The sequence below is a fragment of the Rufibacter glacialis genome, assembly GCF_008271745.1.
In the GTDB taxonomy this organism is placed as follows: Bacteria; Bacteroidota; Bacteroidia; order Cytophagales; family Hymenobacteraceae; genus Nibribacter; species Nibribacter glacialis.
The window spans coordinates 31,757-58,000 of sequence record NZ_VKKZ01000022.1; the positions used below are offsets into that span (position 1 = coordinate 31,757).

The window sequence follows — 26,244 nt, forward strand, 5'->3', positions numbered from 1 at the left end:
GGAAGACATGAAAGTTGAACAGATATATACCGGCTGCCTGGCACAGGGCGCCTACTACATTGAAAGCCAAGGGGAAGCCGTCATCATTGATCCCCTTCGGGAGATAAAGCCTTACCTGCTCAAAGCAGAGAAAAACGGCGCTAAGATCAAATACGTGCTGGAAACCCACTTCCATGCTGATTTCGTGAGCGGCCACGTGGATTTGGCCCAGGCCGCCGGGGCAGAGATCGTGTTCGGGGCAGCGGCAGCGCCTTCCTTTCCGGCGCATCTGGCCCAGGACGGGGAAGTATTGAAAGTAGGCGAGGTGACCTTCCAGGTGTTGCATACCCCGGGCCATACCCCTGAGTCTGTGACCTACCTACTAAAAGACGAAACTGGGAAAGATTACGCCCTCTTCACCGGTGATACCCTGTTTATAGGGGATGTGGGCCGCCCAGACCTGGCTGCCAAATCTGACCTGACCCAGGAAGAACTGGCGGGCATGCTGTATGATTCCCTCCGGAACAAGATCATGCCGCTGGACGATGACGTGTTGGTATACCCGGCCCACGGGGCGGGCAGCGCCTGCGGCAAGAACATGAGCAAAGAAACCTTTGACACGCTGGGCCACCAGAAGCAAACGAACTATGCCCTGCGCGCCGATATGACCAAAGCGGAGTTTGTGCAGGAAGTGACTGATGGCCTGCTGCCGCCCCCTGGCTATTTCCCGCTAAACGTGCAGCTGAACAAGCAAGGGTACGCCAACATTGAGCAGGTCTTGACCAATGGGTTACAGCCCCTGTCGGCGCAGGCGTTTGAGGCGATGGTGAAGGAGACCGGCGCTTTGGTGCTGGATACCCGCAAACCCACTGTTTTTGCCGCTCAGCATATCCCCAATTCCATCAACATTGGCATAGACGGCAGCTTCGCCCCTTGGGTGGGTGAACTGATACCTGATATCCAGCAACCCATTGTGTTTGTTTCTGACGAGGGTAGGGAAGAGGAAGTGGTCACCCGCCTGGCCCGGGTAGGCTATGACAACACCCTGGGGTACCTGCAAGGCGGCCTGCCCGCCTGGACCGCAGCCGGCAAGGAAACCGCCAGCCAATCCTCTATCTCGGCGCAGGAGTTCGCCCAGCGCCTACAGGAAAGCCCGGCTTTGGTGGTGGATGTCCGGAAACCCGGTGAGTTTGACGCGGAGCACATAGAAGGTGCCCTCAACGTTCCGTTGAGCAACCTGAACGAGCACCTGCCGCAAATCCCGAAGGAAAGGACCGTCTACCTCCATTGTGCCGGCGGTTACCGTTCCATGATTGCAGCCTCCATTTTGAAAGCCAGGGGCTTTTCTAACCTGGTAGATGTGGCTGGCGGCTACAAAGCCATCTCTGAGACCCAGATTCCCCGTACCGCCTTTGTGTGCCCATCTTCCCTGAAATAGAACCTGTTTAGTACAGAACAAAAATAGACAACCCAGCCGCCATTGTTGGTGTTCCCAGAGGCCAACAATCCAGATCCAGGAGCATTTTCGCTTGCTGGTGAAAACACGCAGCAAGGGCAAGAGGTAGTGGCGGTTTCTTTACTAAACAGGTTCATAGTAAAAGAGGCATGCTTCAAACACCAAAGGGTGCCTTACCGGCGCCCTTTGGTGTTTGAAGGCAGTTTAGGAGTTGCCTTTCCGGGCCAGCAGATAACCGGCGCTAATAGCCGCCAGCATGACCAGTGAGAACGGCCCTTCGTTCAGCCGGAGCCGACCAACGGAAGGAATCTTCTCCGGGAACTCGGCGTCCATGCCCTCGGCGCCGGGAAATCCGAAGCTCCCAACTTGGGCCAGGTAGAAGAATGCCGGAAGCAGTGCCGCGGCCTTGAGGTTCTGCGCCGCCTGGTTTCCGTCTTTTTTCTGGAGCAGATACAGGCTGCTTCCGCCCAGCAGGGTGCCCAGCAAAATGGTCATGGAGTCATGGAGTTTGGCGTGGGGCGGCCAGTTGGCGTTGAACAGGTGGGTTTTGTTCCAGTCCATCAAAAAGCCTCCTACGGTGGTGAAGGCCGCTACTGCGGTCAATAGGGTGCGGCCGGCTACTGCAGTTTTCATCTTATTTTTGATTAACGGGGCAGAAACCCTCTGCCCTTCTGCATACGCAAGAGGAATAAGCCGGTTTAGGAATCAGGCAGGAGGGAACCGGCAGGACACTACCCCAAAAGTATCTTCATCCTTCAGAACCGTTTGCGGTGTATTTAAGTAAAGCAGGCAGGAAACAGTGGCAGAAAGAAAGTAATTTAGCCTTTTGTTTCCGCGCTTCCCTGCAAGGGAAAGCCACTGTACCAGACACCTGCTTTCTATGTTCCAAACCACAAAAGCCCCTTTGCCGGAGCGCATGCGCCCCCACAACCTGGATCAATATGCCGGTCAGAAACACCTGGTAGGCCCCAAGGGCGTGCTGCGGCGGTACATTGAGGCAGGCATGGTACCGTCCATGATTTTCTGGGGACCGCCAGGCGTAGGCAAAACCACCCTGGCTGGAATCATAGCGGGCCAACTGAAGGTGCCGTTCGTAGCCATGAGCGCCATCAATGCGGGCGTGAAAGATATCCGAGACGTGATCGATCAGGCCCGTAAACGGCAGGGAACGGTGCTGTTCATTGATGAGATCCATCGGTTCAACAAATCGCAGCAAGATGCTTTGCTAGGGGCGGTGGAGAAAGGAACGGTCACCTTGATTGGCGCCACCACAGAGAACCCCTCGTTTGAGGTAATCCCTGCTTTGCTGTCGCGGTGCCAGGTGTACATCCTCAAGTCACTGGAGAAAGCGGAACTGGTAGAGCTGGTGCAGAAAGCCCTGACGGAAGACGAGATCCTGAAGAAGCAGAACATTGAGGTGCAGGAATACGAGGCACTGCTCACCATCTCGGGTGGTGATGCCCGTAAACTGCTCAACCTGCTGGAGATTGTGATTGACGGCAGCGGCCAGACGGAAAAACTGGAGATCACCAATGAGCTGGTCAAGCAGATCGCGCAGCAGAACCTGGCCCTGTATGACAAAGGCGGCGAGGCCCACTATGACATCATCTCGGCGTTCATCAAGTCCATGCGGGGCTCAGACCCCAACGCGACCATCTACTGGCTGGCGCGCATGATAGAAGGCGGCGAAGATCCTAAATTCATTGCCCGCCGCATGCTCATCATGGCCTCTGAGGATATCGGCAATGCCAACCCTACGGCCATTATCATGGCCAACGAGTGTTTCCAGGCGGTGAACGTGATCGGGTACCCAGAGTGCGACATCATCCTGTCGCAATGCGCTATTTACCTGGCTACCTCTCCCAAGAGCAACGCTGCCTACAAAGCGATCCGGAGCGCCCGGGCCCTGGTGCGGGAGCAGGGCAGCCCGCCGGTGCCGCTGCATCTTCGCAACGCGCCCACCAAGCTCATGAAGGAAATTGGCTATGGCGACGAGTACAAATATGCCCATGACTATGAAGGCAACTTCGTGCCCCAGGATTTCCTTCCTACTGACCTGAAAGGCACCATCTTCTTCAACCCCGGCAACAACGCCCGCGAAAACGAGATGCGCAAGAACCTGCGCAACCAATGGGGAGACTGGTATAGGTACTAGTGATTGATTGAGAGATTGAATGATTGAGAGAATGGGTTTTATTGGAGGATTTGGAAATTTGAATATTTGGAAATAATTCCTTGTGACGGATTGTTGCTAAATTCATTCAATCTCCCTATCACCCATTCTCTCAATCTATCAATCATTCAATCTCTCAATTAATCCTTCAACCAGTATCGCAGCCCAAACGAGAGGCTCATGATGTCTGGGTAGCCTGGCACGAAGGAGGTGGAGAAATCAACGCGGTCAGAGAGGCGGTAGTTGTATTCGAATTCGCCGGCGTACCAGATCATTCTTGATTGCCACTTGTCATTAGGGTTGCCCCCGAAGAAGGAGGTAGCCTTGTTATAGCCGTCTAATTCAGACCAGTTGCGGCGGTAGACCAGGGTAGGGCCCAGGCCTCCGTTCAGTGAATGCCTGCCCGCCTGGAAAATCACGGCCCGCAAGCCCAAATGGGTAAACCCGGCAAAACGCATGGCGCAGTCGGCGTACAGGGCCTGGATGGCTTTCACGGAGAATTTACCGGGCACCAGGAAATGCTCATACCCCACGCTGGCGCCCACGTTCAGCACCAGGTACCCTTTGCCGTCTGGGTTCAGGGGCATCAGGTCGGCATTGTCGTCGCCTTTGGGGTGAACGGTGAGCCCAAAGTACTTGACGTTCAGGTTCCGCTTGTATTGCGCCTGCCCTCTACTTACCCCAAGTAAAAGCAGCAGCGTGAGTAATACCCATTTCTTCATGCCCTTCTCTATACGAAGCAGGTCTTATTTAGCTTATGTGGTGGTGATTCAGATACATGGTGGCGCCAGCCTTCCTTCACAGTATAAATCTTTGCTTGGTACCCACCCAGGGAAGGGTAGGACCCGTAGAAACCAGAGAAGGCGCCCCTGAACTCCTGTTATCCATTCCCCCGGCGTTTAAGCCGCCACTTGCTTTTAGGTACTTTTCCTGATTTAGGCAAAGAAACAGAAGAAAGCGAAAACTTTGTAAGGATTCTAGTTACTTTTCGACAAATGTAGGAACATGACCGGGTGCTGCCTGGCCGCTTGATTTGATTTAAAATATGCGACAATTTTTGAAGTTTGTGCTGGCCACCATGGTGGGGCTGGTTTTATTCATGATCCTGGGCTTCGTGATCTTGCTGGGCATTGCGGCAGCGGCCTCGTCCAGTGACACCGTGACCATTGCCGAAGGCTCTGTGCTGGAGATCAAACTGAACCAGCCAGTGGTGGAGCGTTCGCCCCGCAGTCCGTTCGCCGAGCTGGGTTTGGAGGATATGTTCGGGCAGCAGGGAATTGGCCTGGATGATATCAAAGCCTCTATCAAGAAAGCCGCGGCTGATGAGAACATCAAAGGCATTTTCCTGAACCTGGATATGCTGCAGGCCGGCATGGCCTCCGTGGAGGAAATCAGGAACGCCTTGCTGGAGTTCAAGAAGTCCAAGAAGTTCCTGGTAGCCTACAGCGAGTTCTCTTCTGAGAAAGCCTATTACCTGGCTTCGGTGGCCGACCGCTTTTACCTTAACCCGCAGGGAACCATGGAACTGAACGGTCTTAGCTCTGAGGTGATGTTCTTCAAGGGTACTTTGGAGAAACTGGAGCTGCAACCGTACATCTTCAAGGTAGGCGAATACAAGAGCGCTGTGGAGCCTTTCCTGCTGGAAAAGATGAGTGATCCCAGCCGCGAGCAGACCCAGTCTTTCCTGAACTCCCTCAATGATTTCATGCTGAAGAACCTGGCCCTGGCCCGCAAAAAGGATTTCGGTCAACTGAAGAACATCTCTGATTCCATGCTGGTACACAATGCCCAGGATGCGTTGCGCTACGGTCTGGTGACCCACCTGGGGTACTATGACCAGGCCACCAGCTACATGAAAGGCAAAGCCGGCGTGAAGAAAGACAAAGAACTGAAACTGGTGAACCTGGGCACCTACAAGAAAGCCGCTGATCCTACCAAGAAGTCGGGTTCCTCGTCTAACAAGATCGCCGTGATTTATGCCACCGGGGAGATTGTGGGCGGCAAAGGCGATGATGAAACCATTGGGGGCCAGGGCATGTCTGAAGCCATCAGAAAGGCGCGTCTGGACAAGAACGTGAAGGCGGTGGTGCTGCGCATCAATTCGCCGGGCGGAAGTTCACTGGCCTCAGATGTCATCTGGCGGGAGGTGATGTTGACCAAGAAAGTGAAGCCTATCATTGCGTCTATGTCAGATATGGCGGCCTCAGGCGGTTATTACATTGCCATGGCCTGTGATACCATTGTGGCGCACCCCACTACCATTACCGGCAGCATTGGTGTGTTTGGCATGATGGTGAATTCAGAGAACTTCCTCAGGAACAAGCTGGGCATCACCACAGATCGGGTGAAGACAGGTAAATTCTCAGACGTGCCTTCGGTGACAAGGGCCATGACGCCTTATGAGAAAATGCACATTCAGCGGGAAGTAGAGCGCATTTATGAGGATTTCACCTCTAAAGCCGCCCAATCACGGAACATGCCTCTGGCCGAGCTGAAGAAAATAGCCTCGGGCCGCGTTTGGTCAGGGATTGAGGCCAAGGAAAGAGGTTTGGTTGACGTGTTAGGGGGGCTGGACAAAGCCATTGCCATTGCCGCCCAAAAAGCCGACCTGAAAGAAGGCGAATACCGCTTACGGACCTTGCCTGCCCAAAAGTCTTTCATGGACAATCTTTTCTCTGACACAGAAAGTCAGATCAAGGCCTACACGCTGCAAAAGGAGTTGGGCCCGCTTTTGCCCTACTACCGGCAGTACCAGCGCGTGATGCAGATGCAAGGCATTCAGGCCCGGCTGCCCTACGAGATTGAGATCCAGTAAAGGTTCTTCCTAACCTCTACAACAAAAAAGACTGCTCCCGTGCAGTCTTTTTTGTTGTAGAGCCGGGCCTCCGGTTCTCCTCTTTTTTTCCGACCTTGCGGCTTTGTAGAACCACCCTGGTTTTGGGTCTTTTTTCTGAAAATCGCCCTTAAACCAGTTAACCTTACCACCATGACCATGATGACCACCTTGCAAGAAGCCGCTCGTTTCATTCAGGAGCAGACAAACCAGTACCAGCCTGACTTTGGGATCGTGCTGGGAACCGGCCTGGGCGCTTTGGTGCAAGACCTTCAGGTAGCCTTCAGCCTGAACTATGCCGATATCCCGCATTTCCCGGTATCTACCGTGGAGAGCCATTCCGGAAAACTGATCTTCGGGGAACTGGGCGGGCGTAAGGTGGTGGTCATGCAGGGCCGCTTCCATTTCTATGAAGGCTACAGCATGGAGCAAGTAGTGTTCCCTATCCGGGTGATGAAACTGCTGGGCATCCAGAAGCTGTTTGTGAGCAACGCCGCGGGTGGGTTAGACCCCGCATTCAACACCTCTGACCTCATGGTCATCACTGATCACATCAACCTGTTGCCTTCCAACCCGCTCATCGGGAAGAACCTGGACGAGTTAGGGCCCCGCTTCCCAGACATGAGCGAGCCCTACAGCGAGCACCTGGTACAGCAGGCCCTGGAAATCTCGCAACTACACGGTCTGAATGTAAAAACCGGCGTCTACGTCAGCGTGCCAGGCCCCATGCTGGAAACCAAAGCTGAATACAACTACCTCAGAACCATTGGCGCCGATGCCGTGGGCATGAGTACCGTACCGGAAGTGATTGCCGCCGTGCACCTGGGATTGCCTGTTTTTGCGGTCTCCGTGATCACCGACCTCTGCGTGCCTGGTAAGATCAAGAAAGTAGTACTGATGGATATTTTGGAATCTGCCGCCAAAGCAGAGCCGAACATGACGCTGCTTATCAAGGAACTGATCAAACGGCAGGAGTAAAAGAAGTCCTGAGTCCTGAGTCTAGAGTCCTGAGTTTTGTATAGAGTCATTATTGCTTTTTGCATCAGCCTCACCCTCTCATCCGCTCTCCATCTCTAACTCCATCTCCTTCTTTGTCATCCTGAAAGGATCTTGTGGGCGAAATAGACAGGCTTCTGCTATTACTTCCAGCACCTAATGTTGTCCCAGAGAAACCGAATCCCGTTTCAAGGCACCTTTTCAGAAAACGCCTTCTAAACAGAAGTACCCTTTGAAAGCAGAAGCAGCGCCGAGAATCTCCATTGCTGCTTCTGCTTTTAGGTCATTTTGTGAGCATGCAAAAGTATGACTGTTTCTAAGTGCACCTTCTCCCCTTGAGGATTGCTCAAACGGGAGTTTGAGCAATCCTCAAGGGGAGAAGCTTAGGGATGGTACTTCAAAGACTTTGTCTTTTCAGGCCCTTTTCTGAAAAATAGTCTCCAATCAGAACTAAACAAGAAAGCGGAACCGGCACTGGGAAATACCCTGGTGCCGGTTCCGCTTTTACTTTTTAGTCGTTTCTGATTCTTCCCTGATTTCCCAAAGGAAGCTTCAAACAGGTTACCACCTGCGGTCTTACTTGATGATGACTTCCTTCGTCTGAAAATTCAAATGCGTGAACACCCCAAAGCCTCCGGCCACAGTTGATTTGATGGTAACCGGCTGCGCGAAGGGGTTTCCGTTGGCCCGACGCGCATCTTCAATGCTGCTGATGAACTCGTAGTAGGACTCGTCTAAATGAAATAACTTGATGGTGAGGGTGTCGTTGCGTTGAAAGCGATAGGTGGTGGTGTATGTGATCTTTTTGCCGTTGCGCAATTGGTCGTCTACTTCAGCATCTAGCTGGCTGTCAATCCCGCTGGTATCGGCTTTGTGCACCAAGAGCCGGTAAAAGTTCTTGGAAGCGGCATCGTCCTGCCACCGCACCAGTAAGTACGCCTCCTGGCTCTGCTCAGGTTTGCTGTTGAATTTCCAGCCCACGCTGTCAATGGGCACGGGAGGCAACACCGTGGTGGTGCCGGTGAGCCGCCGGCCCTGGGTGTCTGTGATGAGGAGTTTAAACACATCGCCGGGCGCGGTCCGCACGCGGCGGCGGTTGTAATGGGTGTACACCTTCTGGTTTTCCTGGTCTACCAATACCGTGTCTCTCAACACCACCGGCGCCTCGTTGTTTTTGGTGATGGTCACGGTGGCGCCTTTGACAATAATGGCCTCAGGTGCGTCAAAATAGCCTGCCGACTCAGACAAGGCCAACTTCATGGGTTCATTGTTCACCAGGTAGCACTCCACCACCAACTGGGGCGGAAGCTTGGGCAGTTTCACCTCAATCTCCTGCTCCATGTCACAGGAAGCCAGCGCACCGCCCAGGGCCAGGCACAAAAGCATTGAACGGAAAGAAAAGGCCACGTCCATTAGAATTTAAAGTTATAGGTAACCGAAGGAATGACCGGGAACAAGGAGACCTGTTTGGCCACAAACCCGGTGATCTGGTCAGAGTCGTCTTCTTTCAACGTCTCAAAGTAAACGAAGTACGGGTTACGCCGATTGTAGACGTTGTAGACACTGAAGGTAAGGTCAGCCGCGCCGCGCTTAGGCCGAAGCTTGTACACCAGCCCAAAATCCAGCCGGTGATAAGCCGCCAACCGGAACGAGTTGCGCTCCGGATACACCGGAATCACGGTATAGTCTTCGCCCGGTACGTCCTGGAACACGAACCGCTGCACCGGCAGCGAGTAGGCATTTCCTGTGCCGTACACGAAGGTGGCCGTGGCGCTTATGCGTTTGCTCACTTCCTGCAGGGCTACAACGGAGAGATCATGCCGCCGGTCAAACCGCGTGGGAAAGGTTTTGCCGTTATTCAAGTCTGGGAACGTGCGGGTAGACCAGGAAAGGGTATAGCCAATCCAGCCGGTGGTCTTACCTTCTTTTTTCTCCACGTAGAACTCCTGCCCGTAGCTATCGCCGGTGCCAAAGACGAACTCCTCTTCCAGGGCGTTGTTGCCGAAGATCTGCGCGCCGTCTTTCAGGTCTAGCTGGCGGTTCATCTTCTTGTAATAGGCCTCTGTGCTGAACAGGTACTTGTCTTTGTGCAGCTTGGTCAAACCCACGGTAAACTGATCTGAGCGCTGGGGCCGCACCCCGGGGCTGGACGGGTACCAGATGTCGGTGGGGAGGGAGGCGCCGGTGTTGGAGACCAGGTGTACGTACTGGAACATGCGGGTGAAGTTGGCCTTGAGGGTAAGGGTCTCGGTGAACCGGTAACTGGCCGCGGCCCGGGGCTCCAGGCCCAGAAAGTTCTTGCCGTCGTTGAGGAAACCGGAAAGGCGCAGGCCGTAGCTCAAGGTGAAGGCGGGGCTGAAGGTCCAGTCATCTGAGGCGTACAGACCGTACTCCTGCCCGCTGTACTCGTTGCCCGCGCCCACGTTCACAGAACCGTCCTGGCTATTAGCTTCCAGGCGGCCCACCACAAACCGGTGATCCGTAACAGCCAGGCCAAACCGCAGGTGGTGTTTCTCTGAGGTAATGTACTCAAAGTCCGATTTCAGGGTAAGGTCAGTGATGTTGGAGGTAAGGCTGAAGGAGTAGATGTCCAGCTGGTTTTTGATGGCGTATTCGTAATTAGACGATGAAAACGTGGTGTTTACGAAAAAACGGGGCGAAAACTGGTGCACCCACCGGGCAGAGGCCACCCGGTTCCCCCAGTTGAAGTTGAAATTGAAGTCTTCGTCTTTGAAGGTGAAGAAGTCACGGCCGTAGTAGCCGCTGATGAAAAGGCGGTCGTTGGGGCCCAATTCAAAACTGGCCTTGGCGTTGAAATCGTAGAAATAGTAGTCGGGGATGGGGCTGAAGTCCGGGTCACTTTCCTTCGCCTTGTTGATCATGCGGGTGAACACATCCACGTACGTACGGCGGCCCGAGACCAGGAACGAGGACTTGTCTTTCTGGATGGGGCCCTCCACTGATAAACGGGAGGCAATCAAGCCCAGGCCGCCGGTCACGTCATATTCCTTCCGGTTGCCTTCGCGCAGTTTCACGTCCAGTACGCTGGAGAGGCGGCCGCCAAACTGGGCCGGGAACCCGCCTTTGTACAGTTCCACGCCCCGTACCGCGTCTGGGTTGAACACGCTGAAAAACCCGAACAGGTGACTGGGGTTGTATACCAGGGCATCGTCTAAGAGCACCAGGTTCTGGTCTGAGCTTCCGCCCCGCACAAAAAGCCCGCTGCTACCCTCGCCACCGCTCTGGATGCCGGGCTTCAACTGCAGGGTCTTGATGATGTCTACCTCGCCAAACAGGGCAGGCAACAACTTAGCCTCCCGGGAGGAGAGGGTTTCCATGCTCATCTGGGGCGTGGAGAGGCGCTCCTGAAAGGTATTGCGTTCGGCTTCCACCAGCACTTCGCTTAGTTGGCTCGTGTTTTCCTCCAGTTCCAGGTTCAGGCGCGTGTTGGTGGTAAGGGCAATTTCGCGGGTGAGGGTCTTGAACCCGATGTAGGAGAACTGGATCTGGTAGGTGCCCGGCGCCAAGGAAAGCGTGTATACCCCATTGGTGTTGGTTTCCACGCCCGTGGTGGTGCCAGCCACCGAGACACTGGCGCCTATAAGGGCTTCCCCCGTAGCCGCAGACCGCAGGGTACCATTGAGCGAAACCCGTTCCTGGGCCTGGGAAAAGGAAATCGGCAGCAAGAGGCAAAAAAGAAAAAACACGGCTCGTTGCCCCAGCATTGGCCACTGGAACAGGAAATGTCTGGCAGAGTTATACACGCTGGAGAAGGTCATATACAAACACAGAACACCGCACCCGCTGCTTTGTTTCTTTACCTGAGAAAACGGACAAGGTGCGCAGAAATTCTGCGGAGATGGTAACAGTTTATCTGTTGTAAGATAAGAAATTTAGGCAAGGGAATCATGCTCTCCTCCTATTTCTTAAAGCCCCGGTATTGGCCTGCGCCAAGACAACTCGCCTGACAAGCAAGGAATGCTTTTTAACCTAAGATCCGTTTAAAGACTGTTTTAGATGAAACACCCCCTAAACGGATCTGGGAAAAAGAGAGGTTGCCCTTACAGGACTGAATAGAGCCAGGCTTGTCTCAGGGCTACCTGTTCTAGGGTGGCTTTGGGGTCTGCGGTGAGCAGGTGCGAAACGGTTTCATCAGTGGCGGTGAGGGGGGCCTTTAGCACCACGGGTTGCACGGTACCATTGGCGTCTTTCCGGCCTACCGTGATGGCCAACGGGCTGCCTTCTGAAGCATTGGTTACGTGTTTGTTGATTAGGTCGGTGGCGTTGCGCAGGTTCAGGTCTTCGCCGTTGATTTGCCATAGTTGGTCCCCGGCTTTGTAGCCCATCTGCTTCCCGAAGGCGTTCAGGTTCTCCACGCTGGCCACCATCAGGTGCCCTGAGGCCTGGTCATAGCCCAGCGTGGGCTTGCCCAACGAAATGCGTTTCTGGGTGCCGGTGGGTTGGTAGGTGATGCCCACTTTCTTGAACAGCTCGGTGTAGGGCAGGGCTTCGGTGCCTTCCACGTAGCGCCGGAAGAAATCCCGCACCTCAGGATAGGTGAGGGCCGTGATCTTGTCAAACAGTTCCTCGTCTTTGAACGACTTGTCTTTGCCGTAGGTCTGGCTCAGGTCTTTCATCAGGTTGATGAGGCCGTACTTGCCCCCCGAAAGCTCGCGCAACCTGATGTCCAGGGCCAGGCCAATGAGGGCGCCTTTCTGGTACACGTTGCCGTATTCCTTCTCGTGCTTGTCCAGGGCGCCCAGGCTCAGTTCAGTAAACGCGAGGGCGTCATTGTATTGTTGTTTAGAGGCGATGATCTTGTTGCGGGTCTCAGTCAGGAATTCAGGCAGTTCAATAAGGCGCTGGTTTACCTGAACATGGTGGGCAAAATATTCGGTCACGCCCTCATACAGCCAAAGATGTTTTGACATTTTGGGGTTGCTGAAGTCAAAGTTGCCTATTTCCTCTGAGTGAATGTTCAGCGGCGTGACAATGTGGAAGAACTCGTGCGCCGAGATGTTCCGGACTTGTTCGGCCAGCATGGCCGGGGGCATCTCGGGGAAATAGTACACCGAAGAGTAGGAGTGCTCCAGGGCCCCGTATGAGCCGGTGCGGTTGGGTTTGTTGTCAATGTAGACCAGAAAAGCGTATTTGTCTACCGGCAAGGTGCCACCCAGGTACACCCGTTGGGCTTCCAGAATGGGCTTGATGCTTTGGGCGAGGTTCTTGGAACGCGCTCCGCCCCCGGCGGCATAGGTGGCCACCAGCACATCAGCGTTGCCTACCTTGAGCAGGGCGGTGTCAGGACGGCTGTAGAGCATGGGAGCATCTACCAGGTCATTGTAGTTCTGCAGCAAATAGGTGTCTGAAGTGGGGGTAGAACTGGTGGCTCTCAAGGGGGTGGCCCCGTAGAATTCCTCTGGTTTGTTTACCGTGATCTGGTAAGGCTCTTTGGTTCTGTTGGCAAAGTAGCCGAAGAACCCGTGCGTGTTGATGAGGAACACCTTGCCGGCCTCAATGTCTGTGGCGGCGGGCTCAAACACAATGTCTTCTTTCTTGGGCGTGTCCCAGGTGTCGTCTACCAGGTAGGTGAGGCGGGCCAGTTTATTCGCTTTCTTGATTTTCCAGGTGTTCTGGTCCAGGCGCTCCACGTTTAGTTTCTTGCCTTTCTTGTCAAAGGCATTGAACTCTGACACAAACTTCCCGAAATCATAGACGGCATAGGTACCCGGCACCATTTTAGGCATCTGGTACAGTACTTCGTCTTCTTTTATGTCTGGGGTGATAAGCGTTACCTGCAGTTTGTCGTCTTTCACCTGACCCAGGTCAATGGAGAAGCGATAGGTGGGAGTAGCGTTGTTCTGCGCCAGCAGGGGGAAGTGCAGGAGAGCGGCAAACGCCAGGGCCGCCAGAGATTTTTTAAACATAGGTTTTGGTTTCTGAGAATGCTAAGGAAACGAAAGTTATGGGGTTTAGGTGTCACTGCCGGAAGAATCCTCTGGTAACGGCCCCTAATTCATCGGTTTTCTCCACTGGATTTGTCGTGGTAAAGGCGCGAAACTTACAGATACCGGTATGTGGTGGTTAAGGCGAGACCGGATGGGGCAGAATAAAAATCCCTTTGGAAACTGTTTTGGCTCTGTTTTATTAAAAATGGCTCTAAAACAAGATGGGTTAGGCAGAAAGCCTTTGGATTTAACCGAGTCATCTGGTCCTAGAAGCAGCATGCTTGGGAAGCAGATTGGCGGAAAAATTGGAAAGGGTCTGATAGTAGTTGTGAACATGGTTTACAGGCTGTTTTTTAGAAAAATGCCTTATTCCACGAAGCCTAAATCCTCCGGTGCTGGGGTAGGAGGGCAATGGTTTTCATCTTCTCAGACGTGTTCTCCTCTTTCCGCGCCCCATCCTGTTTTCGCTCTGATTATTTTAAACAGGAAGTAAAGGATGGCATACACCGTTCCCCATATGGCCACATCCACCAAGAAGTTAACCGTCATTATTCCTTCCTTAAATGGGTTGTAATTAAATCCGATCACTTTCTTCACCACTTTAACCACCACATAGGTTAGCAGTATTAATACCAGGTCAATGACTTTCTTATTTCTCATCTTAGGGCAGAATTTGTTTTGGAGAACTACTGGTTACTCACTTTGCTATCTACGTAGAAAAGGAGTGAGATGTAGAATAATCAGGAGCAACCAGTAAGGTAGGCTTTAAAATATGTGATTATGGAGAATTTTTTAGCAAGCTAGTTGCTGATTGATTTCATGCTAGGTAAATGGCATTTTAGGACGTTTTAGGTCGAAGTTTGTCTATGGCTCATTCAATTAATCACCAATCTTAATTTTTTGGTTTGGAAGTAAACTTCTTGAAGAAGTGGTAGGCAAATAAAATGGTTATTAAGCAGTAAGAATACTTATTGATATGGTGGTGCCAACCTGCATAATTACTAGTTTTTAGTTTTCCATCCATGTAGAAAAAATTTATATAGAACAAAAGGCAGAATAATAGAATATTGCATAACAAAGAATAGATTAAAGTTTTTTTTATGAAGTTCAGTAAATCAAAATTGCGTTTTTTGTGATAAGCAGATACGTGCGACAAAATCGATGAATACAAGACATATTTTAAAGTCTCTGTAATCGGATAAACTAGTAAACTCAGCAGGAGGATCATAGAATAAAAAAATTATTTTTTTTATAGTGATGTGTTTATAAAGTATGACTAGTTACGTAGTTGTATATGTAATTGAGACAGAGGGTGAATAAATTTCAATAATTCAATTATTTTTTAACTGTAAAAGCTAAGTTTGTATATTTATAATTTGGTTTTGGATCACTGCACCAGTATCTCCCTTGGTTCTCTATTTATTTATTTCTAATTGCTTGCCTATTGAACATATAGAGCAAAGTGCCATTGATGAAAATGAAATTGTAACCGGAGGTTTATTCTTCCTTATTGCTGCGGCTTGTGTTTGCTGGAGGTGGCCAGGAGAGCAAGCTTTGAAAAGATATACCTGATTACTGGCCGGATGTAGCGATACAACACCAAACTGACTAAAACCAGGAAAAGGCCGAATCCAGTAGGGAGGATTGCCCCAAAAGTAACCGTCATGGCCATCACAAATCCTAATAAGCACTCAGCCCTATAAATTGGAAAGAAGAGGGCCAACGGAAGCAGCCCTAACACCAAGTAATCCGTTATCTCTGAATACCCCAATGAAAAACAGGTAGAAATTGCAATCCCGAACAGCAGGGCACCTGCAAATCTAACAAGGGTTGGTAGAAAGTATTTTTTAGGGTCTTGGCTTCCCTCTCGGTTGTCAAAAATTCTTCTTTGGATCCGATAGGTGAGGAACCAGGCTAACAGGGGAAGTACTAACGCACCCCATCCATTTGAAATGGCCGGCAAATCCTTATTAGCCGCAAGGTGGTGACTAGGGACCCCGCCGTGGTAATGGTTCCAGGCCAAAAGTGACCAAATAGATACCGCAATAATTGCTGTAAAATAGAGCCTTATCTTAAAGAATTCCTTTTTGGTCATGGTGAAGGTTTTCTGGTTTACGCTTTACTAGGCTATCGTTTCGCCTGAGTGGGATTTAAGGAAGCAATTTCTTTTACTGAGGAATTTACATACCTCTTCCATTCTCTTAGAGGATATCCGCTTTTAAACAAAGAGTAAAAGGTAAAATTAAATCACCACGCGTTGGCTTCTTCCAAATAGCAAGTATAGCAAGACTCCTAGAAAGGGAAGTAGAATTATCACCAGAACCCACACGATCTTAGTAGCCCCATCTTTAAAATTGCTTTTTAAAACATCTAATAGTGCCCAAATCCATAATAGAAAGGGGATTGCTAAGAAAAGTAATTCTCCAGGGCCTAGATTTCCAATGAACAGCATCATGTTTGTTGAAATATTTAATGAGATAAAGGTATAAATTAAAGCAACTTAATATTTAATAATTTGCTAAGCACCATTAGATCGTGAATTTCCTATATACATGTGATGGTTTAGTGTATGAAGGTGCAAGGCCTTCGGCCGAGGCTGACGTATTTATAGTGTTCCCAGTTGTTATTTTATAAAATTCCAATAGACATAAATTATCAAAATCAGGAGTGAGATGATGGATAGTGTATATTTCCTTTGACGATGCTTTGTTATATACCCGTTTTTCTTCATATCCCAATCACAGAGCATTTCAAGAAGCACATGGTGAAAGTCGAACATGAAATCATGCCATTCAAAAGCTTCCCTTGCTCTTCTCTTGGCAGCTATTTCCTTTCTCTTTTGGTCATAACGGTTTAATACTGCCACTTTTTTATTCTCGTAATCTATTGGAACATTTCTTATCAACAGTTCTTTCTTTGCCTGTTCAACGGCCAAAGGGTTCCAATTATCAGGAAAGTTTGCTATCCTAATTAAATCGTCTGTCTCTCGGGCACTTATAGGAGGTTTGAATTCCATAAATATAAATTACTGCCAACGGCTAGTATAAAAACGTGCAAGGCCGTCGGTTGTAGCATGGCTCATGCTCAATGTTGTTGGTAGCTTCTTTTTATTAATAAGTTCAAATCTCAGGAGTTTTCTATTTCCTTGGCTTCCCCTGTTCTAAAGCCGACTTTGTTGTATAAACTTCCAGTCGTCGTACCCATACCTCTCATCTCCCCGAACCTTTGAGTAATATAAATCCTCTGGTCGGAACAGGGCGCTGAATACGGTGTCTTGTTTAGGGTGACTCTGGTTTACCAATGAGATACCCTTTAATTCCCTCTTGCCGATGCGATAGGGAACAAACTTGAAATCGGGGAAGTAGTCCGATATCTTCTCCTGAAGGTTAAGAAATGCCACTCCGAACTCAAGGAAGGGAGAGACGGTCAAAGCCATATTCGCAGAGAAGGCCCCATCCAAACTTTCCATCTCAGCCCTGTCCACCCCAACGATGGTGTAGTAAGGGCCAAGGAGGCTGATGTAGATATGCACTTCCTTCCTGAGCGTGTATTCTTGGAATTTCTCAGCCTTCAAGGTGACAACCCCTGAATAACAGGGGTAAAAAGCAATCATTGTCTCTCGGAAATGCTCCTTGATCCCCTTTTTTAGGAACTTCCTAAATCCGCCCCATCTTTCCCTGTAGTTTTTCTGGATATAGAAATTGTTATATACAATCTCTTCCATCCTCTCCACCCCTGTAAAGCCGCGGACGCTTTCCTCGTCAAATCCATCAGGATTCTCAATTGGGTAGTATTCTTTTATAGTCCTCAAGACAGACCTAAAGTCATGTTTGGTAACCACCCAATTTGCTTCCTCTAGCATATTATTTGAAGTTGCCGCCAACGGACTTGTGTAAAAAGTGTGCGAGGCCGTCGGCCGTAGCATGACTTATGCACTTTGTTGGGCTACGTTATTTTTATTCTCCTTCATTCAAATCAAGAGACCAATTTTTGTTCTTTCTTTTTTCCTTCCAGTCCCAGTAAGTCTCATAAAAGGAATCATGCAGAAACTCTTGATGGTCGTCAAAATCCTCGGGTTTGTCAATTAACAGAACTTCGCTCCACTTGCCTGTTTCAGGGTCGGCTGTCCCGTCAAGTATATTGAAGAAATCGAAAAAGACGTCAGCAGTGTTGCTCGCAATCACTTTCCTGAATGCTGATTTCAATACTTCATTTTCTTTTATTTGGCCCAAGGCTACTTTCTCTTCTTCTGTTAGTCCGCCGTTTGATGGGTAATTTATGAACTTGTTAGTCCTGCTATGGAAAAGATGATTAGCTGTGTGTCCTGCATATTCTTCGATAGCTTTATGAACAGAGAGCAACAATGTCTTTTTATTTTCTTCTGACAATTCCATTTTTTATTAATTATAATGAAGCCCAACGATCTCGTGTAAGCGGCGGGGAGGCCGTCGGCCGTGGCTGACGTTTAGGTGTTGTTAGGTCAATTGATTTTTCATTCATGCAATTTTCCTTGAAGCCACTCCTCATTCGTCACGTGGTTATCCCAAGTGAATTCAAAGCTTTTAAATTCAAATTCCAAGTTAATCCAGCTGTAATCAGGTAACTTCGTGTAAACCCCGCTTATTCTTATATAGTTATCGCTGGTGCTTTTGTTTTCCCCTATCGTTTCAAAATAGGCTAAGAAATCGTCAGGGATGCTGATTTCAGAGATAATCCCTTCTGTTATTTCCTCAGTATATTTCTCCGATTTTACATTTTTTAACACGATTCGGGATGTTCCAAGGATAAGCGGGCCCAAGTTCATTTCAGCAAAGTCGGCTAGCTTGGCCCAATCAAAGTCAATGACAACATCAGTTCCAACCCTTTCCAACTTTTCAATAGAAGAATCGTGAAGTTCTAGTCTACTAAGCCCAGTGTTAAAGCTATACTTCATTGATTTTTTCTCATTTGACCTAACGTACTTGTGTAAACGGCGGCGAGGCCGTCGGACGAAGCTGGCGTTTACACGTTGTTGGCACATCGTGCTTTTTAATGCTTGATAATAGATTCTATTCTAAAAAGCTTCTGTCCTCTATTAAGAAGCAAATGATGATATTCTCCATTAAAGAAGTCTCTTAAAAAATCCCAGTCGCTTGCGTTCATGCTCCCGTTTCCGTTTTTATCTAGATTGTTGACTATTTCTAGGTTTCCAATTATTTCGAAGTTCTCCTGGAAACGCATAAAGTCTTTTCTCCAAATAGTCAGTCCATAAGAACCAATGTAGTATGGTTTGACTTCAGGATGAACAGACCACATCCGTTCTAGTTCTCTATCAGAGTATTTGAAGTAATCGTCCTTTCTGTTGCCAACACCGTAAAATCCGCCTTCGATTACTCTATGTTTTGTAGGTTTTTCCTGCTCGTCAACTGTCAGAGCGGCAAAAGTATAATTTTGAGGACTTTTATCTTTATAGGTGCTTGTACATAGGAGTACTTTATACCGCCCGTCAGCAGCTCTAAATGTTAAAAGGTCACCTTGATTTATATCCTTAATTTTCTCTTTCATTTTTAGCATGTGTGCCAACTACTGGATAAGAGTAAACCTACGCTTATCTGCACTATATGTGGAGATGTGATACTTATAGTCAAACTTTAATTTGGCACTAAGAACTGCACAGGCGTCTAATATAGTGGTATTTAACTATTAGTCAACTAAAGCTGTGTTTCATATGGTACAACTAAACGTAAAAAAGGAATAGGCACTATTTTTTGGCCTACTTTTAGAAAAGACCCTGAAAACAGGTGTCCGCTTAAAGAGAGAAGGTAGAATAAATAACAGGGAGTGTGGTAATAACAGAAAACCCTACAGTGTGATGGTGCCTGCGGGCATTATGTAGGTTTGAAGAAGCGCAAAAGAACCATAGAAGTAACAGGTAGGAATGTAGTCCTGCGCTTTTACATACTTCTTTAAAAAAGTAATCCCTAAACCATTAGGGTTTAGGGATAGAAGCAAAATAAGAATAACCTTCCTATTGAAGCAAAACCTGTTTAGCACCCATTTCTGGCAAAACAGGTGCTAAACAGTCAAGGTTACGGCAGATGCTGTTGCACTACCTGGCTGAGTTGGTGGGCGGGTACCACGCCAGACTGCCGCCAGAGCTGCTTGCCCTGGTGGAACAACAGGAGCGTTGGAATTCCCTGTACCCGGTACTGCTGGGCCACCGCTGGGTTCTTGTCCACGTCAATCTTGATCACCCTCAGTTTGCCCTCGTACTGCCGCGCCACCTGTTGCAGGATTGGCGACATGGTTTTGCAGGGGCCACACCAATCGGCGTAAAAGTCTACCAGCACTGGCATGCCCGGACTGTTGATGATTTCCTGGAAAGATTTCTTGGCCATGGTCGTTTCAAAGTGGTTCCTGCAAGTATACGCAAAAAGGCTGTTTTTGATGGGAAAAGCCAGTTTTAGGCAGAAAACACAAAAGTGGTCTTAGACTCAAAAATGGGCCTTTTGTAGCCAGATCCTTGGAACTTTACCTTACCGCTTATCCTTGTCAGATAGACAAACACAACTTTTTGATTCCTGTGAAAATAACCTTGTTTTCTATATTATTGGCTGGCTCCTGCTGGTTTGCCTCTTGCAAAGACACGGTGGTGTTAGAAGAGAAACCGGTGCAGGAAGTCCAGAAAGACCTGTTGGTCTCCGCTGAAAAACTTACCACCATTCCAGCCGCCGGATTGAAGGAGATCGCCGTCTCCAACGGCCGCCCGGAGTTGGCGGCTTTGATCAAGTACAACGTGGATGTGTACCGCCTGGTGTACCTCACCAACTACAATGGGAAAGAGATCCAGGCCTCAGGCTTGATGGTAGTGCCCTTGAATCTGACGGCCCCGGCGGCTATCCTCAGTGCCCACCACGGCACTACCTTTGACCAAAAGTACGCACCCAGTAATTTCCAGATAAACTCCCTCACGGGTTTTGAACCCTTCGGCGCTGCCGGGTACCTAACCCTGGTGCCCGACTTTATAGGTTACGGGGTTTCCAAGCAGATCCTGCACCCATACTATGATGTAGAGCATTCTGGTACCGCCGTCGTGGACATGATCAAGGCCGGGAAATCTTTCTTCCAAAAGAACAAGCTGGCCTTGTCGGGTGAATTGTTCCTGGCTGGCTATTCAGAAGGAGGGTATGTGACGCTGGCGGCGCAGAAGGAGATTGAAGAGCATCCGGGCCATGGGTTAACCGTAACGGCTTCCGGCGCCGGCGCGGGAGGGTATGACCTGGAAGGAATGCTGACCCGGATCATAGGCGGGGAACCCTATGAATACCCGGCCAACCTGGCTTTTATCCTCCAGGCCTACAACAAGACCTACAACTGGAACCGGCCTTTGACTGATTTCTTCCAGCAGCCGTACGCCACCCGCATCCAGGAACTGATTGACGGTACCCGCACCAGTTCTTCCATCAACAGTGCCTTGGCCAAAGACCCAGAAAAGCTGTTCAATACTACTTTCTTAGCGGCCTTGCGTGGCAACGGAGAACAGGCGTTGAAAGCGGCCTTGAAGAAAAACAGCCTGAAGAACTGGGTGCCTAAAAGCCCTACCCGGTTGTACCACGGTACCGCAGACATCATGGTGCCTTTCTTCACGTCGCAAAGTACTTATGAGGCCATGAAAGCGGCCAATGCGCCCAACCTCAAATTTGTTTCCATTCCTGGCGGGGGCCACGGCAGCAGCCTGGAGCCCATGATCAAGGATCTGATCCCCTGGATGGAAGGCTTCCGCAGTAAGTAACCAGGAAAAATACGACAGTAAAGCCCGGCCCCGTAGAGAGTCCCGGCTTTTTTGCGGGGTAGGCGGTATAAAATTTTCCTACCTTTCACGGGCGGTTTCGTAAAAAGAGGCATGGAACATACGTCTACGCCATCCGCAGAAACCCTTTTGCTTACCTACATCAGCTACCACTGTCAAGACCGGGTAGGCTACATCACCTTGAACCGGCCCGAGAAACGCAATGCCCTCAGTGATGTGGTGGTAAAGGAGCTGAACCAAGCCTTTGACTATGCTGAAGACGATGAGAACTGCAAAGTCATTGTGCTCAGGGCCACCGGCCCGGTGTTCTGCGCGGGCGCCGACCTTAGATATCTGCAGCAGATGCAGCACAACAACTACCAGGAGAACCTGGAAGATTCTACCCTGTTCCTGCACCTCCTCTACCAGATATATACCCTTAAAAAAGTAGTGATTGCCCAGGTGCAGGGCCACGCCATTGCCGGTGGCTGCGCTTTGGCCACGGTCTGTGACTTCACCTTCACCGTGGAGGCGGCCCGGTTTGGCTACACCGAAGTGAAGTTCGGCTTCCTGCCCGCCATTGTCAAGGTATTCCTGCTTAAAAGGATAGGGGAGGCCAGGGCGAAGGAATTGCTTCTGACCGGTGACCTTATCTCCGCGGAGAAAGCCAAAGCCTATGGGCTGGTGAATGAGGTGGTGGCAGAAAACCAGCTGGAGGCGCGGGTGCAGGAGTTGGCGCAGCGGCTCTGCGTACAGAATTCGGCCCAGGCCATGGAAGGCACCAAAGAACTGTTCGCCCTTCTGCAGGAACTCCCCCTGAAAGAGGCCTTGGATTACGCTGCCGAGCGCAACGCCCTGGCCCGGGCCACCGATGATAGCCAGACGGGCATTGAGGCATTCTTGAAGAATGAACCCATTCTGTGGTAGAAAGAGCCGCCAGTCTCCCTTAGTCAAGCTCCATGGAAAGAGCGGTTTTGCCTTGGTTTAAAAAAAGCAGGCCTGAAAAGTAGCCAGGGCAGCGGCAGTTTTCTACATTTAAGGTGTCTTTTCAGGTAATTATATGCTCCTTCGTTCCTAAAGACAGATATTTTAAACAAAAGACCCACCTGCTGGTTGAGAGAATATGCTGACGAATGCGGCGATAGTATTAGGAACCTTTGTTTCCATGGAGTTGGTGGCATGGGCCGTCCATAAGTATGTGTTGCATGGGGTCTTGTGGAACATCCACAAGTCGCACCATACCAGGCACAACCATCTCTTTGAGCTCAATGATGTCTCGTTTGTCTTTTATGGGGTTATTGCCGCCTTGTGCTTCATTTATGGCACAGAGACGCTGGACTACCGGTTCTGGATAGGGGTAGGCATCTCTCTGTATGGGGCGGCGTATTTCCTGGTGCATGATCTGTTTATCCACAGGCGGGTGAAACTGTTTGGGAAAACCAGAAGCACTTACCTCAAGGCCTTAGACATTGCGCACAAAGTACACCATAAAACCAAGGGAAAAGACGGCTCAGAGTCATTTGGTATGCTTTGGGTCCATCCTAAATTCTTTCGTGTCGCCCGGAAGCGTTAACTTTATGTTTCGTTTCTAATCTCTCTGCCGTGGCGCATTACTCTATTAAAGAGTTAGAGCATTTGTCTGGAATAAAAGCCCATACACTTCGTATCTGGGAGCAGCGGTATCAACTGCTGGTTCCCAAGCGGACCTCTACCAACATCAGGTACTATGATGACAGTGACCTGAAGTGCCTGCTCAACGTGGCCCTGCTGTACCAGGAGGGCTACAAGATCTCCAAGATAGCCCTACTCACTCCCGCCCAGATAGCCCAGGAGGTGCTGAAGGTCACGGAGAAAGAACTGGGGCAGGAGCAGCTGATCAGCCAACTGGTGGCCGCCATGGTGGGGTTAGACGAGATCCTGTTTGAGCGGGTTTTGGGCAGGGCCGTGCTGCAGTTGGGCTTTCCGGGTTCTGTGCAGCAGGTGGTGTATCCTTTCCTGGACAAGATTGGGCTCTTGTGGCAGACAGACAACATCACCCCGGCCCATGAGCACTTCATCAGTCAATTGATCAGGCAGAAGATGCTGGTGGCCATAGATGGCCAGCGCCTCAACCGTTTGCCAGAAGCCCCCAAAGTACTCTTGTACCTGCCAGAAGGCGAGTTGCATGAACTGTCCCTGCTCTACAGCCATTTCCAGTTCAGGGCCATGGGTTTTCATACCTTGTACCTGGGCCAGCATCTGCCCCTGGAAGACCTGATCAAGGCGGCCCATCAGTTCCGCCCAGAGTATCTTTGTTCGGTCTTTACCACTTCCCCGCCCCGTGACCAGATAGAGGCCTACCTTGATCAATTGCTGCAGGAGGTTCCTTTCACCCAGCTGCTGGTAAGCGGGTATATTTTACAGCCCTTTTTGGCGGAACTTCCCGCCAGGGTCACCTATTTCAAAACCCTGGAAAGTTTTGAGCAATGGTTAGCTTCCGCGGCCCTGACGCCTGCGTGAGGTAAGGCTCCGGTTTCTTTTCCGTCATTTATAGCTCGCTGCCCACCTAAGGGACGCCTTGGCCTGCCATTTCAACTTTTTTCTCAGAGATGGTTTTCTGTCTGTTTTTAGAAAAAGAAAGCCAAAAGGAAGGTGTTGTTCCTGCCCTCACTCCCGTGTGCCCTTCCCTTTCCTCCCTTTTGCTTTCCTACAGGATGCATGCGAGGGAGGTAGACTTTCTTGCTTTGGCCAGCGGGAGAGGCCTGCACCTTTTTGCCTTTGTTTGCTATCTTAAACCTGAGGAATTTTAGGGTAGAAGCGAAGGAAGGCGTTTGTTAGGTATTTTGTTTAAATAAAATAAAAAATACTTAAACATACATTAGCCATTCTTCCTTTTGATTCGTAATATTGTTTAGCGTTTGATATTTAACATTAAACAAATGACAGCACTAGATTTTACTTCCGTTGTAGAGCGCATGGCGCCCACCCTCCGTCCAGCTGCGTACAACCTGACCCGTGATAGTGATGATGCGAAGGATTTAGTGCAGGAAACCCTCCTCAAAGCCTTCGTGAACCGGGACAAGTTCAAGCCTGGCACCAACCTGAAGGCTTGGTTGTATACCATCATGCGCAACACGTTTATCAACCATTACAATAAAATCACCAAACGGTCCAGCTCCGTAGATACCACTGACTACATCCAGAGCCATCCGGCAGATGCCCGTATGGTTTCGGCGAACGGAGCCTCCGGTGAATTTGCCCTCAATGACATCTATGCCGCCATTGACAAACTGCCTGATGACCTGCGCACCCCTTTCATGATGTACTATGTAGGCTACAAGTACCTGGAGATCTCTGACAAACTGCAGCTGCCCATTGGTACCGTCAAAAACCGGATCCACCTGGCCCGCAAAGAACTCAAGCAAGACCTGAAAGGGTACGCATACGCCGACTGACAAAGGGCCTGTTTTCCTTTTGCAGGCATCTTTAAGAAGGCTTTAGTGGTATACTGCCCTAGAAATAATGTATCTTGTTACTGTAAAAGGTAAATTTATCTTTCACAGGTTTCCTAATCAGACGCCATCGTACTACTCCATCCTATATATGCACGACCTTGCCAAGAAGAAAGTAATTGTCATAGGGGCCGGCTTTGCCGGATTGGCGGCCGCGGCTAATCTAGCCCAGGCCGGGTATGCAGTTACGCTCTTGGAGAAAAATGAAGGGGCCGGCGGACGCGCCCGCGTGTTCCATGCCTTGGGCTTCACGTTTGACATGGGCCCCAGCTGGTATTGGATGCCCGACGTTTTTGAGCAGTTTTTCAAGAAGTTCGGGAAAACCACCGCTGACTATTACCAGTTGGTGCGGCTAGACCCCTCGTACCAGGTGCTGTACGGGCCGGGTGATGTGATGGAACTACCCGCGGCCATGCCGGCCCTGGAGGCGCTTTTTGAATCGCTTGAGCCTGGCTCGGCCGTTAAATTGCGCACCTTCCTCAAGCAGGCCGCTTATAAGTACGAGGTAGGCATCAATAATCTGGTGTACAAGCCCAGCCGGTCGCTCACGGAGTTTTTTGATGTGAAGTTGCTGCTGGACGTGCTACGGCTAGATGTGTTTCAATCCATGCACAAGCACGTGCGCAAATTCTTCCAGCACCCCCGGCTTATCCAGCTCATGGAGTTTCCTATCCTTTTTTTAGGTGCCTTGCCCCAGAACACGCCCGCCTTGTACAGCCTCATGAACTACGCAGACATGGCCCTGGGGACCTGGTACCCCATGGGCGGCATGCACAAAATAGTGGAGGCCATGGTGGCGCTGGCGAAAGAACAAGGGGTAGAGTTGCGGTTAGGCGAGGAAGTGGAGCGCCTGGAGGTCCTTAACGGGCGCATCACCCGGGTGATCACCGCCAAAGGCCAGTATGAGGCAGAAGTGGTTATTGGCGGTTCAGACTACCACCATTTGGAAACGAATCTGCTGCCCCAGGAGGCTCGCAGTTACTCAGACAAATATTGGGATTCCCGGGTCATGGCGCCCTCGTCGCTTATTTTTTACCTGGGCGTAGACAAGAAGCTGGATGGCCTGCGCCACCACAATCTGTTCTTTGACGAAGACTTCGGGCCCCATGCCCATGAGATCTACACGCACCCGGCCTGGCCCAAGAATCCGTTGTTTTACGTGTCGGTGCCCTCCAAGACAGATCCCTCTGTGGCCCCCGAAGGGAAGGAGAACCTGTTCATCCTGATTCCGGTAGCCCCGGATTTACAGGACACTCCGGAAGTGCGGGAAAAATACTACCAGATGGTCATGACGCGCCTGGAGAAGATCACAGGGCAGGAAATCAGGAGCCACGTGCTTTATAAACGCACCTACGCCCATCAGGACTTTATCAAAGATTACCACGCCTTCAAAGGCAACGCCTACGGCTTGGCCAATACCCTGCTGCAGACGGCCGTGCTCAAGCCCAGCCTAAAGAGCAAGAAAGTACACAACCTGTTTTACACAGGCCAACTCACCGTGCCAGGCCCCGGGGTGCCACCGTCGCTCATCTCGGGGCAGGTGGTGGCCGCAGAGGTCATGAAGGAATTTGCCTTGCAGGAACCCACTTTAATCTGATGA

Annotated in this window: 24 protein-coding genes; 10 read left to right on the forward strand and 14 right to left on the reverse strand. The window is 50.4% G+C overall.

Annotation, left to right across the window (positions count from 1 at the left end):
- Positions 1–7: 7 nt before the first annotated feature.
- Positions 8–1,417, forward strand: a complete 1,410-nt coding sequence (locus FOE74_RS14180) for an MBL fold metallo-hydrolase (protein WP_149099290.1) — start codon at positions 8–10, stop codon at positions 1,415–1,417.
- A gap of 222 nt (positions 1,418–1,639) precedes the next feature.
- On the opposite strand, the gene FOE74_RS14185 is transcribed toward FOE74_RS14180, so the two are convergent.
- A complete protein-coding gene (locus FOE74_RS14185; protein ID WP_149099291.1) occupies positions 1,640–2,068 on the reverse strand; it encodes a DUF6640 family protein in 429 nt (142 codons plus the stop codon).
- A 247-nt stretch (positions 2,069–2,315) separates the two neighbouring features.
- Here FOE74_RS14185 and FOE74_RS14190 point away from each other — a divergent pair, with 247 nt between their 5' ends.
- Entirely contained in the window at positions 2,316–3,590 is a 1,275-nt protein-coding gene (locus tag FOE74_RS14190; protein WP_149099292.1) for a replication-associated recombination protein A, read from the forward strand.
- Between the two features lie 158 nt (positions 3,591–3,748).
- Here FOE74_RS14190 and FOE74_RS14195 read toward each other — a convergent pair whose 3' ends face one another.
- The gene (locus FOE74_RS14195) at positions 3,749–4,330 is read right to left on the reverse strand and encodes a hypothetical protein (protein ID WP_149099293.1); all 582 of its coding nucleotides are present in this window, start codon (positions 4,328–4,330) and stop codon (positions 3,749–3,751) included.
- Positions 4,331–4,653: 323 nt separating this feature from the next.
- Here FOE74_RS14195 and sppA point away from each other — a divergent pair, with 323 nt between their 5' ends.
- Complete coding sequence (gene sppA / locus FOE74_RS14200; RefSeq protein ID WP_149099294.1) at positions 4,654–6,423, forward strand: signal peptide peptidase SppA; 1,770 nt, start codon at positions 4,654–4,656, stop codon at positions 6,421–6,423.
- A 177-nt stretch (positions 6,424–6,600) separates the two neighbouring features.
- A complete protein-coding gene (locus FOE74_RS14205) occupies positions 6,601–7,419 on the forward strand; it encodes a purine-nucleoside phosphorylase (protein ID WP_149099295.1) in 819 nt (272 codons plus the stop codon).
- Positions 7,420–8,013: 594 nt separating this feature from the next.
- Here the strand turns inward: FOE74_RS14205 and FOE74_RS14210 are convergent.
- The 12 genes from FOE74_RS14210 to trxA all read right to left on the reverse strand — a co-directional run bounded on the left by FOE74_RS14210 (position 8,014) and on the right by trxA (position 19,813).
- Positions 8,014–8,823 (reverse strand): DUF4249 domain-containing protein, encoded by an 810-nt coding sequence (locus tag FOE74_RS14210; RefSeq protein WP_188686765.1) that lies wholly within the window; start codon positions 8,821–8,823, stop codon positions 8,014–8,016.
- Between the two features lie 26 nt (positions 8,824–8,849).
- Positions 8,850–11,123, reverse strand: a complete 2,274-nt coding sequence (locus FOE74_RS14215; protein ID WP_225840827.1) for a TonB-dependent receptor — start codon at positions 11,121–11,123, stop codon at positions 8,850–8,852.
- A gap of 375 nt (positions 11,124–11,498) precedes the next feature.
- Positions 11,499–13,364, reverse strand: coding sequence for a M61 family metallopeptidase (locus FOE74_RS14220; protein ID WP_149099297.1), 1,866 nt, complete (start codon positions 13,362–13,364; stop codon positions 11,499–11,501).
- A gap of 447 nt (positions 13,365–13,811) precedes the next feature.
- Positions 13,812–14,045 (reverse strand): hypothetical protein, encoded by a 234-nt coding sequence (locus FOE74_RS14225; protein WP_149099298.1) that lies wholly within the window; start codon positions 14,043–14,045, stop codon positions 13,812–13,814.
- A gap of 847 nt (positions 14,046–14,892) precedes the next feature.
- The gene (locus FOE74_RS14230) at positions 14,893–15,480 is read right to left on the reverse strand and encodes a hypothetical protein (RefSeq protein ID WP_149099299.1); all 588 of its coding nucleotides are present in this window, start codon (positions 15,478–15,480) and stop codon (positions 14,893–14,895) included.
- Positions 15,481–15,627: 147 nt separating this feature from the next.
- On the reverse strand, positions 15,628–15,840 hold the full coding sequence (locus FOE74_RS21725; RefSeq protein WP_149099300.1) for a PLDc N-terminal domain-containing protein: 213 nt from the start codon (positions 15,838–15,840) through the stop codon (positions 15,628–15,630).
- 168 nt (positions 15,841–16,008) lie between these two features.
- Positions 16,009–16,401, reverse strand: coding sequence for a hypothetical protein (locus FOE74_RS14240; protein ID WP_149099301.1), 393 nt, complete (start codon positions 16,399–16,401; stop codon positions 16,009–16,011).
- Between the two features lie 144 nt (positions 16,402–16,545).
- Positions 16,546–17,247, reverse strand: coding sequence for a hypothetical protein (locus FOE74_RS14245; RefSeq protein WP_149099302.1), 702 nt, complete (start codon positions 17,245–17,247; stop codon positions 16,546–16,548).
- A gap of 94 nt (positions 17,248–17,341) precedes the next feature.
- Positions 17,342–17,779, reverse strand: a complete 438-nt coding sequence (locus FOE74_RS14250) for a hypothetical protein (RefSeq protein ID WP_149099303.1) — start codon at positions 17,777–17,779, stop codon at positions 17,342–17,344.
- Positions 17,780–17,877: 98 nt separating this feature from the next.
- Positions 17,878–18,318 (reverse strand): hypothetical protein, encoded by a 441-nt coding sequence (locus FOE74_RS14255; protein WP_149099304.1) that lies wholly within the window; start codon positions 18,316–18,318, stop codon positions 17,878–17,880.
- Between the two features lie 95 nt (positions 18,319–18,413).
- Positions 18,414–18,929 carry a hypothetical protein gene (locus tag FOE74_RS14260; protein ID WP_149099305.1) on the reverse strand — a complete coding sequence of 172 codons (516 nt, stop codon included), beginning with the start codon at positions 18,927–18,929 and terminating at the stop codon, positions 18,414–18,416.
- Between the two features lie 524 nt (positions 18,930–19,453).
- Positions 19,454–19,813, reverse strand: a complete 360-nt coding sequence (gene trxA / locus FOE74_RS14265; RefSeq protein ID WP_262713750.1) for a thioredoxin — start codon at positions 19,811–19,813, stop codon at positions 19,454–19,456.
- A gap of 146 nt (positions 19,814–19,959) precedes the next feature.
- Between trxA and FOE74_RS14270 the strand changes: the two genes are divergently transcribed.
- The 6 genes from FOE74_RS14270 (at position 19,960) to FOE74_RS14295 (ending at position 26,241) form a co-directional block, all read left to right on the forward strand.
- Positions 19,960–21,156: an alpha/beta hydrolase gene (locus FOE74_RS14270; RefSeq protein WP_192576619.1), complete on the forward strand. Its 1,197-nt coding sequence runs from the start codon at positions 19,960–19,962 to the stop codon at positions 21,154–21,156.
- Between the two features lie 111 nt (positions 21,157–21,267).
- Positions 21,268–22,080 carry an enoyl-CoA hydratase/isomerase family protein gene (locus tag FOE74_RS14275; protein ID WP_149099308.1) on the forward strand — a complete coding sequence of 271 codons (813 nt, stop codon included), beginning with the start codon at positions 21,268–21,270 and terminating at the stop codon, positions 22,078–22,080.
- Between the two features lie 196 nt (positions 22,081–22,276).
- Positions 22,277–22,726 carry a sterol desaturase family protein gene (locus FOE74_RS14280; protein WP_149099309.1) on the forward strand — a complete coding sequence of 150 codons (450 nt, stop codon included), beginning with the start codon at positions 22,277–22,279 and terminating at the stop codon, positions 22,724–22,726.
- Between the two features lie 29 nt (positions 22,727–22,755).
- Positions 22,756–23,652: a MerR family transcriptional regulator gene (locus tag FOE74_RS14285; RefSeq protein ID WP_149099310.1), complete on the forward strand. Its 897-nt coding sequence runs from the start codon at positions 22,756–22,758 to the stop codon at positions 23,650–23,652.
- 419 nt (positions 23,653–24,071) lie between these two features.
- On the forward strand, positions 24,072–24,587 hold the full coding sequence (locus FOE74_RS14290; protein WP_149099311.1) for an RNA polymerase sigma factor: 516 nt from the start codon (positions 24,072–24,074) through the stop codon (positions 24,585–24,587).
- A gap of 148 nt (positions 24,588–24,735) precedes the next feature.
- Complete coding sequence (locus FOE74_RS14295; protein ID WP_149099312.1) at positions 24,736–26,241, forward strand: phytoene desaturase family protein; 1,506 nt, start codon at positions 24,736–24,738, stop codon at positions 26,239–26,241.
- Positions 26,242–26,244: the final 3 nt, after the last annotated feature.

What these genes read in the sequence shown, in the direction of transcription:
- FOE74_RS14180 (WP_149099290.1), top strand. Translation starts at nt 8, where the DNA reads ATGAAAGTTGAACAGATATATACCGGCTGCCTGGCACAGGGCGCCTAC.
- FOE74_RS14185 (WP_149099291.1), bottom strand. Translation starts at nt 2,068, where the DNA reads ATGAAAACTGCAGTAGCCGGCCGCACCCTATTGACCGCAGTAGCGGCC.
- FOE74_RS14190 (WP_149099292.1), top strand. Translation starts at nt 2,316, where the DNA reads ATGTTCCAAACCACAAAAGCCCCTTTGCCGGAGCGCATGCGCCCCCAC.
- FOE74_RS14195 (WP_149099293.1), bottom strand. Translation starts at nt 4,330, where the DNA reads ATGAAGAAATGGGTATTACTCACGCTGCTGCTTTTACTTGGGGTAAGT.
- sppA (WP_149099294.1), top strand. Translation starts at nt 4,654, where the DNA reads ATGCGACAATTTTTGAAGTTTGTGCTGGCCACCATGGTGGGGCTGGTT.
- FOE74_RS14205 (WP_149099295.1), top strand. Translation starts at nt 6,601, where the DNA reads ATGATGACCACCTTGCAAGAAGCCGCTCGTTTCATTCAGGAGCAGACA.
- FOE74_RS14210 (WP_188686765.1), bottom strand. Translation starts at nt 8,823, where the DNA reads ATGCTTTTGTGCCTGGCCCTGGGCGGTGCGCTGGCTTCCTGTGACATG.
- FOE74_RS14220 (WP_149099297.1), bottom strand. Translation starts at nt 13,364, where the DNA reads ATGTTTAAAAAATCTCTGGCGGCCCTGGCGTTTGCCGCTCTCCTGCAC.
- FOE74_RS14225 (WP_149099298.1), bottom strand. Translation starts at nt 14,045, where the DNA reads ATGAGAAATAAGAAAGTCATTGACCTGGTATTAATACTGCTAACCTAT.
- FOE74_RS14230 (WP_149099299.1), bottom strand. Translation starts at nt 15,480, where the DNA reads ATGACCAAAAAGGAATTCTTTAAGATAAGGCTCTATTTTACAGCAATT.
- FOE74_RS21725 (WP_149099300.1), bottom strand. Translation starts at nt 15,840, where the DNA reads ATGATGCTGTTCATTGGAAATCTAGGCCCTGGAGAATTACTTTTCTTA.
- FOE74_RS14240 (WP_149099301.1), bottom strand. Translation starts at nt 16,401, where the DNA reads ATGGAATTCAAACCTCCTATAAGTGCCCGAGAGACAGACGATTTAATT.
- FOE74_RS14245 (WP_149099302.1), bottom strand. Translation starts at nt 17,247, where the DNA reads ATGCTAGAGGAAGCAAATTGGGTGGTTACCAAACATGACTTTAGGTCT.
- FOE74_RS14250 (WP_149099303.1), bottom strand. Translation starts at nt 17,779, where the DNA reads ATGGAATTGTCAGAAGAAAATAAAAAGACATTGTTGCTCTCTGTTCAT.
- FOE74_RS14255 (WP_149099304.1), bottom strand. Translation starts at nt 18,318, where the DNA reads ATGAAGTATAGCTTTAACACTGGGCTTAGTAGACTAGAACTTCACGAT.
- FOE74_RS14260 (WP_149099305.1), bottom strand. Translation starts at nt 18,929, where the DNA reads ATGAAAGAGAAAATTAAGGATATAAATCAAGGTGACCTTTTAACATTT.
- FOE74_RS14275 (WP_149099308.1), top strand. Translation starts at nt 21,268, where the DNA reads ATGGAACATACGTCTACGCCATCCGCAGAAACCCTTTTGCTTACCTAC.
- FOE74_RS14280 (WP_149099309.1), top strand. Translation starts at nt 22,277, where the DNA reads ATGCTGACGAATGCGGCGATAGTATTAGGAACCTTTGTTTCCATGGAG.
- FOE74_RS14290 (WP_149099311.1), top strand. Translation starts at nt 24,072, where the DNA reads ATGACAGCACTAGATTTTACTTCCGTTGTAGAGCGCATGGCGCCCACC.
- FOE74_RS14295 (WP_149099312.1), top strand. Translation starts at nt 24,736, where the DNA reads ATGCACGACCTTGCCAAGAAGAAAGTAATTGTCATAGGGGCCGGCTTT.